Below are 14,837 nucleotides of genomic sequence, written 5' to 3' on the forward strand. Positions count from 1 at the left end.
TTTTAAAATGTTAGAGTCTATAAAACCAAATGCAACACCACAAGGAAAAACAACGCCATGGCCAAGTAAAGGTGGAACATGCGTTTTTTACGGGAGGGCCAGTAAAGTCGCAACCAGCCGAATGTGGCGACTGCGATAATGGTTAGCCCCGCGATGAGTCCGATTGTAAATTTTGGATATTGCCAGTAAAACCCGTACCGCTCGATTACCAGCCACCCATGGAATAAAACGATGATGACAGCAGTCGTGCCCGTCCAGCGGTGATAAGGGATGACTTTTTTTGACAAGTTGGCAAAGCGGATTTTCTGTTGTCTGGAAGGACTTTCCCGAATCGTGGTGAACACGGCATGGCGCGTCCAATTATAAAAAATGAGCAAAGCCCCCAACCCACCGAATAGCGTGTGCCAGCCATAACTGTTCGCAGTCAGCAACGCCCACACCAGCACACCTACCGCAGCCCCGTTGATTAAAAACCATTTATTCATATCGTTCGCCTCATTTATCAGTACATTTATCCTACAAAATTATAACACAAGAAGTTTTACAAAGGCTTTACATGAAATCAACAGTGGCTTAATATCCGCTTGGTATACTGACGTTGAAAGAGATGATCTTTCAAAAACAATTGGGGAGGACAATTTAATGATGTCGATGAAGAAGGTTTTCATGCTGTTGGTGGCACTTGCTTTTACTGTAGTGATGGCAGCTTGCAGTGACGACGCTGGCGCAGAAGAAAAAGAAGGTAACCATGCATCCAATGACAATGAGCACGCTAACAGTAGCGAAAAAACAGAAACAAGTGGAGATGCGGAAGATTTGGAAGGCAGTGTGGTCATCGATGGCTCTGGGACTGTTTATCCTTTAATGGCACGTCTTGCTGAAGAATATATGATTAATGAACAAGAAAATGTGTCGGTGGAAGTGAGCCGCGCAGGTACGAGTGCCGGTTTTAAAAAGTTCCTCGTTGAAGACGGGACAGATTTTAATGATGCCTCACGTCAAATTAAAGATGAGGAAAAAGAGAAAGCCGAAGAACTGGGCATCGACGTCAAAGAACTCAAAGTCGCATTGGACGGTCTAACATTCGTCGTCAATCCTGAAAATGATTGGGCCACAGAAATGACGGAAGAGGAATTGGTCAGCATTTTTCTGGCTGATGGCGGTGTAACAAAATGGTCTGATATTAATCCCGATTGGCCTGACGAAAAAATCAATACGTATGGACCAAATGAAAACCATGGAACTTTTGAATTTTTCTATAAAGAAGTGCTGGATGAGCAAGATCTCGCCAGCGATGTGAACCTGCAGCAGGAATACTCAACATTGGTAAACCTGGTGTCTGAAGATGTGAACGGCATTGCGTTCTTCGGGTTTGGCTATTATGTGAGCAACACAGACCAGCTCCAAGCAGTTCATGTTAATTTTGGAGACGGACCTGTTGAACCATCGCTCGATACGATTGCGGAAGACGGAGACTATGCTGGCTTCACCCGTCCAGTGTTCACCTATTTGAACGTGGACCATGCAAAAGAAAAACCGCAAGTTAAGGATTACGCGCTTTACGTAATGAATCACATGAACGAATTTGCCGGCGAAACAGGTTTTGCTCCAATCCCTCAAGAAGAAATTGATGAAAACATCGAATTTCTAGAGGGATTGAAATAACACCACTGACTGTTTTGAGATGGGTGGGCGCGCATATCCCGGAAACGAATGTGCAAATCCCGGAATGAATGTGCATATCCGGAAACGAATGTGCATATCCCGGACTGAATGTGCATATCCGGAAACGAGTGCGCATATCCGCGAACGAGCGTGCATATCCAAGGCAGACTTGCCTCCTCTGAGCGCAAATCACGATGCACTTACAATGGCTAATAATGAGAAAACAAATTTTTGAAAGGAGTTGTGGGTCATGGGATCACAAACTTCCACATCTGCCCAATCCTCGCCGAGTGTTCGCGATATGATCGAGGCAAGGAAATCGAGAAATCATCTGGGGGCTCATTTTGAAAAAGCCATTCCATTTGTAATGTTAATGATCGCGTCTGTATCCATTTTAACAACAGTCGGCATTGTGCTCGTCTTGTTTACGGAAATGGTGGCGTTTTTCCGCGAAGTGTCAGTGGTTGATTTTTTCACTGGAACGGTCTTAAAACCGCTGAGCCAGTCCCCGGAATTCGGGGTCCTGCCCTTGCTGACCGGGACGATTCTTTCTTCTGCAGTCGCGATGATTGTGGCTGCACCGATCGGACTCATGACCGCAATTTATTTAAGTGAATATGCGTCTGATCGAGCTCGAAAAACAGTCAAGCCACTCCTGGAAGTGCTGGCCGGCATTCCGACAATCGTGTACGGATTCTTTGCCTTCACGTTTGTCACGCCGCTATTAAGACAAATCATTCCGGGACTTGAAGCCACGAACATACTCAGCCCTGGCATTGTCATGGGTATTATGATCATCCCGATGATTGCCTCATTGTCAGAAGATGCTATGCAATCGGTGCCGAGCGCCATGCGGGCAGGGGCCCTCGCGCTTGGCTCAACAAAATTGGAAGTAACAAGACGCGTCGTCATTCCAGCAGCTTTTTCAGGGATAGTAGCATCGTTTGTGCTTGGCATCTCTAGGGCGATCGGTGAAACGATGATTGTGACCATAGCGAGCGGGAGTTCCAAAAATTTCACCTTTAATCTGACCCAATCTATGCAGACGATGACAGCGTATATCGTCGAAGTTACAGGCGGTGATGCGCCGGCCGGATCGACGATTTACTACAGTCTTTACGCAGTGGCGATGACGTTGTTTATATTCACACTGCTGATGAATCTGCTTGCCCGTTATGTGTCACGCCGCTTGAGGGAGGAATATTAAATGAATCTGGTCAATCACGCTGATAGGGAAAAACGTATGAACCTACGCCTGATAATGAATCGCTTTGCCAATGTGGTGTTTTTCTTAGCGACAATGCTCGGACTAGTGGTGTTAGGTGTCTTGATTGTGAGAGTTCTGACTGAAGGGCTGGCATGGATCAACATGGATTTTCTCACGGGAAAATTATCCACCCAGCCTGAGCGGGCAGGCATTATGGGAGCGATTCTTGGAACACTCTGGCTCATGGCCGTTGTAGCCCCAGTGACGATGTTCTTCGGAGTCGGGACAGCGATATACTTAGAATTATACGCCAAGAAAAATCGATTTAACAGCTGGCTGGAAACGAATATCTCAAACCTCGCGGGTGTGCCTTCAATCGTTTACGGCATTCTTGGGATGACAATCTTTGTGCGCGCGCTTGACTTTGGCAATATCATTTTGGCTGGTGGTTTTACCATGTCCCTGCTTATCCTGCCGATTGTCATTGTCGCAAGTCAAGAAGCGCTGAGAGCAGTCCCCGGGCATCTGAGTGAGGCCTCTTACGGGATGGGAGCGACAAAATGGCAGACGATCAGACGGATCATTCTTCCGACAGCGTTGCCGGGCATTATGACAGGCGCTATTTTATCGTTATCCAGAGCGATTGGCGAGACCGCACCGCTTGTCGTGATCGGGATTCCTGCCTTGTTGATTCCTTTTCCAGGCGGGATTTTTGATAAGTTCACTGTCCTGCCGATGCAGATCTATTATTGGACGCTTGATTCTTCGCTCATAGACGCTTATGCCAATTTGGCCGCAGCGACGATTGTGACGCTTCTAGTTATATTGCTGCTACTCAATGCAACTGCCATAATGGTCCGGGCCAAGTTTCAAAAACAATATGACTAACAGGGAGAGTGAATAACCATGGGGATCGTTTCGATTCATCAGCATATGCCTCAAGTCACGGATAGAACGGATGCAGCAACACGTGTTCAGGATGTTGTGTACGATACACAACATTTAAACTTATGGTACGGGGATGTCCAAGCTTTAAAAGACATTAATTTATCCATCCGCAAAAAAGAAGTCACAGCCATCATTGGTCCGTCTGGATGCGGGAAATCAACCTATTTAAAAACGTTAAACAGGATGGTTGAGCTTATTCCCACAGTCAAAAAGACAGGGGCTATTACTTACAATGGGTATAATATATTTGATAAAACATATCGTGTTGAAGATTTGCGGACGCGTGTTGGCATGGTTTTTCAAAAGCCGAATCCTTTTCCTAAATCCATTTATGAAAATATCGCATACGGACCTAAGATTCACGGGATTCGTGATAAAAAGATTCTCGATCAAATTGTGGAGAAAAGCTTGCGCGGTGCCTATATTTGGGATGAGGTGAAGGATCGGCTGAAAGAAAATGCCTACAGTTTATCAGGCGGCCAGCAGCAGCGCCTCTGCATTGCGCGGTGTCTGGCGATAGAACCGGATGTGATTTTAATGGATGAACCAACGTCAGCCCTCGATCCGAAATCAACGGCGAAAGTTGAAGAGCTGATTCAAGATTTAAGGAAGTCTTATTCAATCGTCATCGTTACGCATAACATGCAGCAAGCCGCTCGGATATCGGACCGGACAGCGTTTTTCTTAAATGGTGAAGTGATTGAGTATGATCAAACAAATGTGATTTTTTCACATCCAAAAGATCAACGTACGGCGGATTATATTTCTGGGCGTTTTGGCTAAAATGTATTGCTTGGCATATGTTAGCATTACACGCAAACAAAATGCTTTATTTTAGAGAAGATCTCAACCAATTATGACAGTATAGTTACTTTTATGGTTGAGGTCTTCTGCTTTCTAAAGTTTGTGATATAGTTAACATATGACATAGAGAGGAGCATACATATGAAAAAAGCAAAGCCATTGTGGCTCTTAGCAATCACGGTATGTTTTATTTTGTTACTGACAGCGTGTACGGAAAACACTGATGAACAAACAAATGATGAAAATGAAAACGCAGCAAATGATGACACAGAAGTAATTGATGGAATGGCTTACAATCCGCCTGATGTGGATGAACTTGACCCGGACGATCCAATGACAGAACTCATTCAATACGGTAAGAAAGTTTTTAATGAAACAAATACGGTCGCTTCTGAACATGTAGGAAATGAACTATCATGCCAGAGCTGTCATGCTGATGGCGGGATTTCACAATCCTCTTCCATGGTTGGGGTTGTTACCCAATTCCCACAATATCGTGGCAGAGAAGGTGGCGTGTTCACAATGCAGGACCGGATTAACGGCTGTATGGTCCGTAGCATGAATGGTAAAAAATTCGATTCAGAGAGCAAGGAAATGAAAGGCATGGTCGCTTATCTGACAAAGATTTCTGAAGGGATAGAAGTCGGCGAAGATATTCCGTGGCGCATGCAAAACACAATGAAAGAAATCCCTGAACCAAGTGTCGAACGTGGCGAGGAGTTATACACGAAGAAAAACTGTATGACCTGTCATGCCGATGACGGCTCTGGAACTGGTGCAAACAGCGGCCCGGCACTTTGGGGCGAGGATTCCTTTAACGATGGAGCAGGCATGAGCCGGATGAGTAAAATGGCCGGTTACATTAAAAACAACATGCCAGTGGGGCAAGCTGGTGACCTGACTGATCAGGAAGCTGCTGACTTAGCTGCGTTTCTCCTGTCCCATGAACGGCCCGAATGGAGCGGTCATGACTCAGACTGGCCTAAAGGCGGACGTCCGACAGATATTATGAATAAAGAACGTCGTAAACAAGTACGGGAAGGCACTTTTGATTGGACTGAAATTGAAAATGTAGTTCCTGCCGATAATTCCGGCGAATAACATATAAAACGCACAGGCTACAACTGCAGCCTGTGCGTTTTTCCATCATATGATTATTCTCTAATAGGTCTCGGTTCCCGTTGGTTGGAGTATGCTTCATCTGTCTTAAACAGCAATGACAGACAAACCAGTCCGCTAATGCCAACGATCGCATAGATCAGGCGGGCGAATGTTGCGGTTTGCTCACCGCCGAATATGGCTGCCACCAGATCAAACTGAAAAAATCCGACAAGTCCCCAGTTAATGGCGCCTATAATGACGAGAGCCAAAGCTGCACGTTGAATACCATTCATCACATTTCCTCCTTTTTTCTGAGACATACCTGTAGTTTTTCCCGTCAGCAAGGGAATATACGATATGATACACTTGGGCAATCTAAGAAAGCAGAAGGGATGTTGTTGATGAAAATCGGTTATGCCTGTATTAATCTTAGTTTGAAGCCAACTTTTAGAACGTGCCGAGTGGCTACTGTTGAAAAAGAAGGCATTGAAAAAATTAAAGAACTGACGCTTCAAAACCTGGAACTCACCAAAGCAATTATCCAATGGAATATAGAGCATAATATTCTGTTTTACCGAATATCTAGCGGTGTGGTGGTACTGGCCACACATCCCGTGAATACGTGGGATTGGAAAAATGACCCCGACGTACAAGCCGTTTGTGCTGAAATTAAGATACTCAAGGAAGAACATGGTTTAAGATTATCGGTTCACCCCGGTCAATATAGTGTGCTCAATTCCCCAAGAGAAGATGTGGTAGAACGGACCATTGATGATCTGACCTATCATGCAGAGCTTCTCGAGTTGGTTGGTGGCTCAGATATGATTTTGCATTTGGGTGGAAAATATGGTGACAGACAATCGGCCCTTGAAAGACTCGTGCGTAACACACAGCAATTACCTCCTTATGTTAAAGAAAAACTCCGCTTTGAAAATGATGATAAAGTGTTTAATCTTGAGGATGTTTTGTTTGTTGCAAATCAAACTGAAGTGCCGGCTTGTTTCGACATTCATCACCATTTTTGCAATCCGTCAGAGGAGGCATTGGAGGTACTGCTTGAAGAAGTTTGGGAAACATGGCGAGGCAAGGGCAGACCAAAAGTCCACATTTCTTCAGGACGCACACATTCGACTGACAGATCGCATCATGATTATATTATGCCCGATGATTTCAAGCGATTGATCAGTTATGTTGGTGACACCGAAGTCGATGTCATGGTAGAGGCAAAGAAGAAGAATTTAGCAGTGCTTGAATTGATGCAAACATTTGAAATCACCCCTGATTAAATAAAAAAGTGGTCCACGATGTGTATCGAGGGTCACTTTTTTATTTTCTTCTACTGAAATATGATGTATATCCGCGCATATCGAAGGATTTTTCTAATTTTTCGCATCTCAATGGACTACATATGATTAAATGCGGGTATATACAGGATATGCGCCATGAATGCGATTTTTCATTTTCGCCATTTAATGTAAAAATATAACTATCCCTGCTCGCCGGGTCAAAACATCCGGCTGTACCTCTTTAACCACTCTTTATTTTTCATGTGATCATCTGCAAAATGAATAAGCAACTTCGGAGGTGTCCTGCATTTCAATTGATTTAAGTTTATAATTCGCAATATTAAAAATAAAAAATAGGGGGCAATTGATTAATGAAAAAGATTATGTTATTTTTGACGGCTTTACTGCTTGTTGGTCTGCTTGCTGCATGTGGTGATGAGGAAGAAACCGATGCGGCGCCAGAAAAAGAAGCGACAGTCGATACAATTGAAGACGGCTACTTCACATTTGGATCAAGTGGCTTGTACAAACCTTTTAACTTTGAAGATTTAGATGGAGATCTAACCGGATTTGAAGTTGAACTTGGAGAAGCCATTGCCAAAGAAATGGGCTTGAAGCCAAAGCCGGTTGCAACGCAGGATTTCGGTGCGTTAATTGAAGAAGTGAACAGCGGTCGTCTGGATGCCATTATGGGAAGTATGACGATTACAGAAAAACGTGCTGAATCGGTTGATTTCTCTGATCCCTATTACCGTTCAGGCGGTGTGATTTATGTGCATAATGATAACGACAGTATAGAAGCAGCAGAAGACTTGGAAGGCCATAGCGTTGGTGTTGTCGCTTCAAGCACATATGAAGAAATGGTCATGGATTACATTACAGAAGAAGATTTAAAAACATATCAAAGTGATAATGTTGCACTTCAGGATCTTGCAGCAGGAACAGACAGACTTGATGCAGTCGTAACGGACAAATTTGTCGGCATGCTGCAGATTGAAGAAAATGATCTTGATATCCGTCCGGTCGGTGACAGAGTCTTTGATGAGGAAATCGGCGCTGCCGTTAAAAAAGGCAACCAAGAACTGCTCGACGAAATCAACCGAGCACTCCAAGCAGTCATTGACGACGGCACTTACGATGAAATCAGCAAAAAGTGGTTTGACGAGAACATACTTGAATAATCCCTTTTTAAAAAGCTGCTCTTGTATAGATTGTTGTTTTTATCGAAGTGCAGTGCCTGCAAACTGCGATGTAAGTGAGAGGCTTAATTAAGCATCTTATGACTGCTTCTGGCAGCCGCTCGGGGGAAACACTGCGCTTTCCGCGGGCGCTGCTGAGCCTCCTCGCGCTACCGCGCTGTGGGGTCTCAGCGAGGCTTTGCATCCCGCAGGAGTCTCCGTGTTTCCCCCGAGCTGAGTTAGAGAGAATAACTCTCTAACCCTTGTGTGAGTTAAACCGTCCAAGCCACTTAAAAACATAAAGTGATTGGAGCGGAGGGAAGTCGACTCCTGCGGGAACAGCACGAGTCCGAAGACCCCGCAGAGGTGGTTTTCCTCGAGGAGGGTGAGGCCGTGCCCGCGGCTAGAAGACACTGTGAAAGTGGGGTTCTTGAACAGATGTCGCACTTGAGCTGTGATAAAGTTAAAGCGACTTCCCGCAGCGCAAATCACGGTGCTCTAATTAACATATATGGGATTTGGCTTTGTTATATCGGAAATTTCACCTCAGATACCGGAAATTCTGAGAGTTATATCGGAATTTTGAAATGTATATCGACGTTTACTATTCATTTAGGGTTTACTGTGAATCAACAATCTTTCGGGATGGGCTTTAAAAAAAGATTTGAATCAAAGAGGTGTTCCGATGGCCAGGGCTATTGGAACACTGCCTCATCAGACGAGACGACCAAGGAGGATAACTGAATGGGTTTTTGGGAACTATTTATTGAAACCATTCCAGGCTATAAAGATGCCATTATTAATACCATTGAGATCACGTTACTTGGCCTGTTGCTCGGAATGGTCATCGGGCTATTTTTTGCATTTTTAAAGGTATCAAACATCAAAATACTGAGCATCATTGCAGATTTATATATCTACATTGTGCGCGGCACGCCTTTGATCGTACAAATATTCATATTATATTTTGGGCTCGTCCAATTTGTCGATCTCGGAAGATTAATGGCAGGCGGCATTGCCCTTGGGGTCCACAACGGGGCCTATATCGCCGAAATCTTCAGGGGCTCGATCCAGTCGATTGACAAGGGTCAAAATGAAGCGGCCAGAAGCCTTGGCATGACGCCAAGCCTGGCCATGCGCAGAATTGTGCTGCCACAAGCGATGAGACGGGCCATACCGCCGCTTGGCAACCAATTTATTATTGCCTTGAAAGATTCATCCCTTGTCGCATTTATCGGGTTTCAGGACTTATTTAACCGGGCACAGCGCATCCAATCATCAACAGGAATGGCGATGGAATCATACATCATCGTTGGTATTTATTACTTAATTCTCGTGCTAATTCTGACCTTTATCGTCAGCAGGATTGAAAAGGCACTGTCTAAGAGCGAAAGAGGGGTGGACGCATGAGCCAGAAGCAGCCTGCTATAAAAGTTAAAGCATTAAACAAGCATTTCGGCAAATTGCATGTGCTAAAAGATATTGATATGACGATTGAAGAAAATGAAGTCGTGGTTCTGATTGGAGCGAGTGGTTCAGGCAAAAGTACCCTGCTCCGGTGTTTGAACTTCCTGGAAATGAAAGACGGCGGGGAGATCATGATTGAAGGACAGGCGATTAACCCGCGCAAAGATAACCTAAATCAAGTAAGACAGCGCATTGGAATGGTGTTTCAGCATTTCAATCTCTTTCCTCACAAAACAGTAATCGGCAATGTGATCGAAGCACTGGTTCAAGTGAAGAAGATGAACAAAGCCGAAGCAAAGAAACTCGGCATGACCTATTTGGAAAAAGTCGGACTCAGGGATAAAGCGAATGTTTATCCGCGTACACTGTCAGGTGGACAAAAGCAGCGTGTCGCCATTGCGCGTGCGCTTGCAATGGAACCGGATATGATGCTGTTTGACGAGCCGACATCAGGCCTCGATCCAGAACTAGTCGGCGAGGTGCTCGAAGTCATGAAAAACCTTGCCAAAGAAGGCATGACCATGGTCGTCGTCACACACGAAATGGGTTTCGCCCGCGAAGTAGCCGATCGTGTTGTATATATGGACCAGGGCGTTATTATTGAAGAAAATGCGCCAGACGTTATTTTTGAAAATGCTGAGGAGGAACGGACTCAGGAGTTCTTGAGTCGTGTGTTGTAGGAAACTTAATGGAAAATGAAATTAGAAAAAGCTCAGAATCGATTCTGAGCTTTTTCTAATGCGTTTTTACCTGTCATAGATAATGAAATACTAATAGTGGAAATTATTTGTTTTTAGAAAAAACGATGATATAATAAAAATATCCCCCAAAAGAAAGGGGGTGAGTGGATGTGGTAGAGGTTTTAGCCTTAATTACGACTGCGATCAATTTGGTAGTAGCTGTTATTAACTTAACGGTTGCCATTTTGTCAAAGCGTAATAAGGAAAAGGACTTTCATTCTGATCGCAACAGAAGAAAGTCCGATGACTAAGACTTGGAGAGGATTAATTTCCTCTCCACCATATTCTACTCTTAGTATACAATAGGTATGCAAAATAAACAAGAAAAAGGAGTAATCTTATGGTGTGGATCGCATTATCCATTTCGTTAATCACCTTGGTTATTTCGCTTTACACCCTAAATCTCGTTGTAAAAAAAGACTCATAAATGCCATAGTAAAGCTCAGATTGATTCTGAGCTTTTTGTGGTTTAGGAAATTATACAATATCCGGGTTGCTGATAAACATTGCCAAAGGTCACGTCCAGCTCCAACGCCTACCCCCTCGAGTCATAAGCAATACCGTTTCGTGGCAAAGTTCGCCACTACACGTTCTTGCTTATGCTTTTCGGGGGTGAGCAAGGCGTTTCCGCTTTTGTTCTGTGCGCTGATGTTCACTCACTCAAATCCTCCCAATCAACTTCATCATTTTCAACAAGGGATTCAATGGTTTCCAAGTGGTTAGGCTCATTAACGATTTTATATTTGTTTAGATAGTGTTGATCAACATCCACCATTAAAGTGCTTGTTTTGTAATAGCCATCCTCCACCTTGTTGGTGATGCGTATGTTTAAATGGTATTTTCTACCCAAGACAACAGCATTTCGATCCTCTTTGAGTTCCACATCTGAAAGGTCTTCCAGTATGTGTCCAATGATGTCTTTGTCTCTTATAGTGACCTGCTCTTCTCTCACTGGTCGATCCCCTGATACATCGTTAATCGTGATGATAATGGCTTGAACAGTACTGTCTTCGTTGAGTTGATCTGACACACCATCTGGGAATGTTGTATGTAATGCTTGAGGAATGAGAAAGATGCTGCCCACAACTAAAATCAACAAAACAACAATGAGTCTGCTTTTCTTTTTTATAAAAATGCTCAAAAGAATCACGACGATTCCACCAAGAAAAATTAAATCACCGTATTGTATTAATACATCAATGAAGGCTTTCATTGGGTACCTCCGTCCTAAATTAAATTGTACATTCTCTTAGCACAGAAGTTTTCGGTGAGCAGGGATTATTCATGATCTGATAAATACACAACCCCTTCACACGTGATCCGGACCTCGGTTGAAATTAAAATTTTTCTGCCAACCTTCACTTGGATCGTTCCTCCTGGCTGTTGCACTTCAAATGCATTCTCTTCCGTTTTTTCGGCTAAATAAATTCCAAGCGCCAATGTTCCCGAACCGCAAGAACGCTCGAAAAATGTACTCCCCTCTCAGTTACATAAATAAAGGGGCGAATTTCGTACGCTTCATCATTTACATGTCTATAAGGAATAATGCCAATAGCTTTATCGTGTACCGTTTCCTTAATCGTCTCAAGTATAGAAGGGAAATCGTCGTTATTCGGCCAAAAATCTGTGACGAAATGCGTAATCCCTCCCAGTCGGATTAAGGCCCCTGAAATGCTCTTGGCACCTATATGAAAAGTGGTGTCATCCATCGACAATGGCTGAGGCATCTCTGCTTCCGCTTCAAAAAGCCCAGGCGCCTTTACTTTCGCATGACACGCAAGCGGGAATAGGGCGCCGGATGCTTCTATTTTAAAATGCTCTTCTTTACTTAACCCCTTATATATGCAATAGGCTCCAGCCGCTAGCACAGCATTTCCGCAAAACTCACCACCAGACATTTCCAGTCGAAGTATAGACCCATCATCAGTTGGTTTGGTTATAAAACCGGCTTGTTCTGCATGTATGTATTCATAATCCATAATCATGTTGCCAACGGTTGCATAATCGGATGGGTGCACCTCACTGGTGATGAGCGCTGTCATATTCTGTGAAGGGCTTATTTTAACAAAATCAAGTTTCATGACGGGTTTTCTCTCCTAATTTCGTGATGTTTAGAACATTTTATCACATCGTCTACAGTTTATTCATCTAAAGTAAGCGTATTTCTTCATAATATAAAAGATTTTAATATTTCAGGAAGGTATTTAGAGCGGCGATGTCAAATATATATAAGGATAGGACTTTAGTTATAACAAGGGAGGAATATACAATGATGCAAACGCCGTTGCTAGTTGGAAGTATGTTTGAACGGGCAGAAAGGTATTTTCCGAAAAAGTCAGTGATATCAAGAACGCATAGTGGGATTCAGAGATTCACCTACAAGGAAACCGGGGCGCGGATACGAGCGTTGGGCAGTGCTCTGGAAAAATTGGGTGTTGTTAAAGGTGATCGCGTTGGAACACTGGCCTGGAACCATCACAGGCATCTCGAAGCGTATTTTGCCATCCCATCGTTGGGCGCCGTCCTGCATACCATCAACATCCGTCTTTCTCTAGAGCATTTGGCCTACATTATTAACCATGCAGAAGATAAGGTGCTGCTGATTGATGAAGACGTGCTTCCTTTAGTTGAAAAAATCCAGGATCAGCTGACAACTGTCGAAGCGTTTGTCGTCATGACGGATCAGCCTGTTTTACCTGAATCCGAACTTGATCCACTGTATTCCTATGAGCGTCTGCTGGAAGATGGAGATTCTCAATTTGAATTCAATATTGAGATGGACGAAAACGATCCAGCTGGCATGTGCTATACGTCCGCCACGACCGGAAAACCAAAAGGCGTTATCTATTCGCACCGGGGCATTGTTCTACATGCCATGGCATTAAGTATGGCAGACACCGCTGCCTTGTCGGAAAGTGATGTCCTGATGCCTGTTGTGCCGATGTTTCATGTAAACGCATGGGGGATGCCGTTTGCCGCAACCTGGCTCGGATCGACACAGGTGCTGCCAGGGCCAATGTCCGTGCCAAAAGTGCTTGCCGAGCTGATTGAATCCTATAAAGTGACGAAAACAGCCGGGGTACCAACGATTTGGCTGGGATTGCTGAATGAACTGGAACAGAACAGCTATGATACCTCCAGTCTGGAATCCGTCCTATGCGGAGGCGCAGCAGCTCCCCGAGGCTTGATCAAAGCCTTTGAACAAAAGCATGGCATTCCTTTTCAGCATGCATATGGCTTAACCGAAACGACACCACTCGTTACACTGTCACGATTAAAAAGCTACCAGCAACAGTTATCTGTTGAAGAAAAACTTGATGCCCGTGTGAAGCAAGGCATGGTTGTTCCAGGCCTGGAGGTTAAAATCATCAACGATTCAGGCGAAGTGCAACAAGATGGTGAGGAAATGGGCGAATTGCTCGTCAAAGGCCCATGGATCGCTGACGAATACTATAAAGACGAGCGCACAAAAGATGCCTTCCGAGACGGCTGGTTCCACACCGGCGACGTCGCCACAATGGATTCAGAAGGCAACATCAAAATCGTCGACCGAACAAAAGACTTGATCAAGAGCGGCGGAGAATGGATTTCCTCAGTCGACCTTGAAAACGCTTTAATGGCGCACGAAGCCGTATTTGAAGCTGCAGTTGTAGCCGTTCCACACCCAAAATGGCAAGAACGCCCCGTCGCATGTGTCGTGCTGCAAGAAGGCGCCGAAGTATCAAAAGAAGACCTGCTCGAATTTCTAGAGCCGCAATTCGCCAGCTACTGGCTGCCAGACGAAATACTTTTCCTCGACGAAATTCCAAAAACCTCAGTTGGGAAGTTTTTAAAAAGAGCACTGCGCACCCAAGTAGAAGAGGCCTTAGGAGTATAAGCGATGCGGTGAATTTTAGATATGTAGGGGGAATGGAAAAGGAGTTTGAGCGATCAAGCTCCTTTTTTGTGGTTAAGCGCTGATATAAAGTTGCAAGCGCTGATATAAGGTTGCAAGCGCCGATAAAAAGCCGTGAGCGCTGATAAAAAGCTGCGAGCGCCGATAAAAAGTCGTGAACGCCGATAAAAAGTTGCGAGCGCCGATAAAAAGCTGTGAGCGCTGATATAAGGTTGCAAGCGCCGATATAATGCTGCAATCGCTGATATAAAGCTGTGAACGCCGATAAAAAGCTGCGAGCGCTGATATAAAGCTGCGAGCGCCGATAAAAAGTTGCGAGCGCCGATATAAAGCTGTGAGCGCTGATATAAAGTAGTGAGCGCTGATATAAGGTTGCAAGCGCCGATAAAAAGCTGCAATCGCTGATAAAAAGCTGTGAGCGCCGATAAAAAGCTGCAAGCGCCGATAAAAAGCTGCAAGCGCTGATAAAAAGCTGTGAGCGCCGATAAAAAGCTGCGAGCGCCGATAAAAAGCTGTGAGCGCCGATAAAAAGCTGTGAGCGCTGAT

General features: G+C 44.5%; 17 protein-coding genes. 11 read left to right on the forward strand and 6 right to left on the reverse strand.

Features of this window, described 5'->3' with window-relative positions; all coding sequences use genetic code 11:
* Window positions 1–17: 17 nt before the first annotated feature.
* A complete protein-coding gene (locus tag JNUCC1_RS12845; protein WP_156645855.1) occupies window positions 18–485 on the reverse strand; it encodes a hypothetical protein in 468 nt (155 codons plus the stop codon).
* Between the two features lie 160 nt (window positions 486–645).
* Here JNUCC1_RS12845 and JNUCC1_RS12850 point away from each other — a divergent pair, with 160 nt between their 5' ends.
* From JNUCC1_RS12850 to JNUCC1_RS12870, 5 genes are all read left to right on the forward strand, one after another.
* On the forward strand, window positions 646–1,665 hold the full coding sequence (locus JNUCC1_RS12850) for a PstS family phosphate ABC transporter substrate-binding protein (RefSeq protein WP_156647115.1): 1,020 nt from the start codon (window positions 646–648) through the stop codon (window positions 1,663–1,665).
* 250 nt (window positions 1,666–1,915) lie between these two features.
* Complete coding sequence (gene pstC, locus JNUCC1_RS12855; protein WP_156645856.1) at window positions 1,916–2,872, forward strand: phosphate ABC transporter permease subunit PstC; 957 nt, start codon at window positions 1,916–1,918, stop codon at window positions 2,870–2,872.
* The gene (pstA, locus tag JNUCC1_RS12860) at window positions 2,873–3,760 is read left to right on the forward strand and encodes a phosphate ABC transporter permease PstA (protein ID WP_156645857.1); all 888 of its coding nucleotides are present in this window, start codon (window positions 2,873–2,875) and stop codon (window positions 3,758–3,760) included.
* Window positions 3,761–3,805: 45 nt separating this feature from the next.
* Complete coding sequence (pstB, locus tag JNUCC1_RS12865; protein WP_156647116.1) at window positions 3,806–4,603, forward strand: phosphate ABC transporter ATP-binding protein PstB; 798 nt, start codon at window positions 3,806–3,808, stop codon at window positions 4,601–4,603.
* A gap of 162 nt (window positions 4,604–4,765) precedes the next feature.
* Window positions 4,766–5,725 carry a c-type cytochrome gene (locus tag JNUCC1_RS12870; RefSeq protein WP_156645858.1) on the forward strand — a complete coding sequence of 320 codons (960 nt, stop codon included), beginning with the start codon at window positions 4,766–4,768 and terminating at the stop codon, window positions 5,723–5,725.
* Window positions 5,726–5,778: 53 nt separating this feature from the next.
* On the opposite strand, the gene JNUCC1_RS12875 is transcribed toward JNUCC1_RS12870, so the two are convergent.
* On the reverse strand, window positions 5,779–6,018 hold the full coding sequence (locus tag JNUCC1_RS12875; RefSeq protein ID WP_156645859.1) for a DUF378 domain-containing protein: 240 nt from the start codon (window positions 6,016–6,018) through the stop codon (window positions 5,779–5,781).
* A gap of 108 nt (window positions 6,019–6,126) precedes the next feature.
* On the opposite strand from JNUCC1_RS12875, the gene uvsE reads away from it, so the two are divergent.
* The 5 genes from uvsE (at window position 6,127) to JNUCC1_RS12900 (ending at window position 10,647) form a co-directional block, all read left to right on the forward strand.
* Complete coding sequence (uvsE, locus tag JNUCC1_RS12880) at window positions 6,127–7,011, forward strand: UV DNA damage repair endonuclease UvsE (protein ID WP_156645860.1); 885 nt, start codon at window positions 6,127–6,129, stop codon at window positions 7,009–7,011.
* 371 nt (window positions 7,012–7,382) lie between these two features.
* Window positions 7,383–8,192 (forward strand): transporter substrate-binding domain-containing protein, encoded by an 810-nt coding sequence (locus tag JNUCC1_RS12885; RefSeq protein WP_156645861.1) that lies wholly within the window; start codon window positions 7,383–7,385, stop codon window positions 8,190–8,192.
* A gap of 741 nt (window positions 8,193–8,933) precedes the next feature.
* Window positions 8,934–9,599 (forward strand): amino acid ABC transporter permease, encoded by a 666-nt coding sequence (locus JNUCC1_RS12890; protein WP_156645862.1) that lies wholly within the window; start codon window positions 8,934–8,936, stop codon window positions 9,597–9,599.
* Window positions 9,596–10,336 (forward strand): amino acid ABC transporter ATP-binding protein, encoded by a 741-nt coding sequence (locus JNUCC1_RS12895; protein ID WP_156645863.1) that lies wholly within the window; start codon window positions 9,596–9,598, stop codon window positions 10,334–10,336. The genes JNUCC1_RS12890 and JNUCC1_RS12895 overlap by 4 nt, the downstream gene beginning before the upstream one ends.
* Before the next feature lie 170 nt (window positions 10,337–10,506).
* Complete coding sequence (locus JNUCC1_RS12900; protein WP_156645864.1) at window positions 10,507–10,647, forward strand: hypothetical protein; 141 nt, start codon at window positions 10,507–10,509, stop codon at window positions 10,645–10,647.
* A gap of 401 nt (window positions 10,648–11,048) precedes the next feature.
* Here the strand turns inward: JNUCC1_RS12900 and JNUCC1_RS12905 are convergent, their stop codons facing one another.
* The 3 genes from JNUCC1_RS12905 to JNUCC1_RS12910 form a co-directional block, all read right to left on the reverse strand.
* Entirely contained in the window at window positions 11,049–11,609 is a 561-nt protein-coding gene (locus JNUCC1_RS12905) for a hypothetical protein (RefSeq protein ID WP_156645865.1), read from the reverse strand.
* A 65-nt stretch (window positions 11,610–11,674) separates the two neighbouring features.
* Entirely contained in the window at window positions 11,675–11,836 is a 162-nt protein-coding gene (locus JNUCC1_RS18765) for a hypothetical protein (protein WP_231784214.1), read from the reverse strand.
* Complete coding sequence (locus tag JNUCC1_RS12910) at window positions 11,815–12,477, reverse strand: hypothetical protein (RefSeq protein WP_156645866.1); 663 nt, start codon at window positions 12,475–12,477, stop codon at window positions 11,815–11,817. The genes JNUCC1_RS18765 and JNUCC1_RS12910 overlap by 22 nt, the downstream gene beginning before the upstream one ends.
* A gap of 188 nt (window positions 12,478–12,665) precedes the next feature.
* Here JNUCC1_RS12910 and JNUCC1_RS12915 point away from each other — a divergent pair, with 188 nt between their 5' ends.
* Window positions 12,666–14,273 carry a long-chain fatty acid--CoA ligase gene (locus JNUCC1_RS12915; RefSeq protein ID WP_156645867.1) on the forward strand — a complete coding sequence of 536 codons (1,608 nt, stop codon included), beginning with the start codon at window positions 12,666–12,668 and terminating at the stop codon, window positions 14,271–14,273.
* A gap of 72 nt (window positions 14,274–14,345) precedes the next feature.
* On the opposite strand, the gene JNUCC1_RS18305 is transcribed toward JNUCC1_RS12915, so the two are convergent.
* Window positions 14,346–14,729 carry a hypothetical protein gene (locus JNUCC1_RS18305; protein ID WP_197431739.1) on the reverse strand — a complete coding sequence of 128 codons (384 nt, stop codon included), beginning with the start codon at window positions 14,727–14,729 and terminating at the stop codon, window positions 14,346–14,348.
* Between the last annotated feature and the right edge of the window lie 108 nt (window positions 14,730–14,837).

This window comes from Lentibacillus sp. JNUCC-1 (assembly GCF_009741735.1).
In the GTDB taxonomy this organism is placed as follows: Bacteria; Bacillota; Bacilli; order Bacillales; family Amphibacillaceae; genus Lentibacillus_B.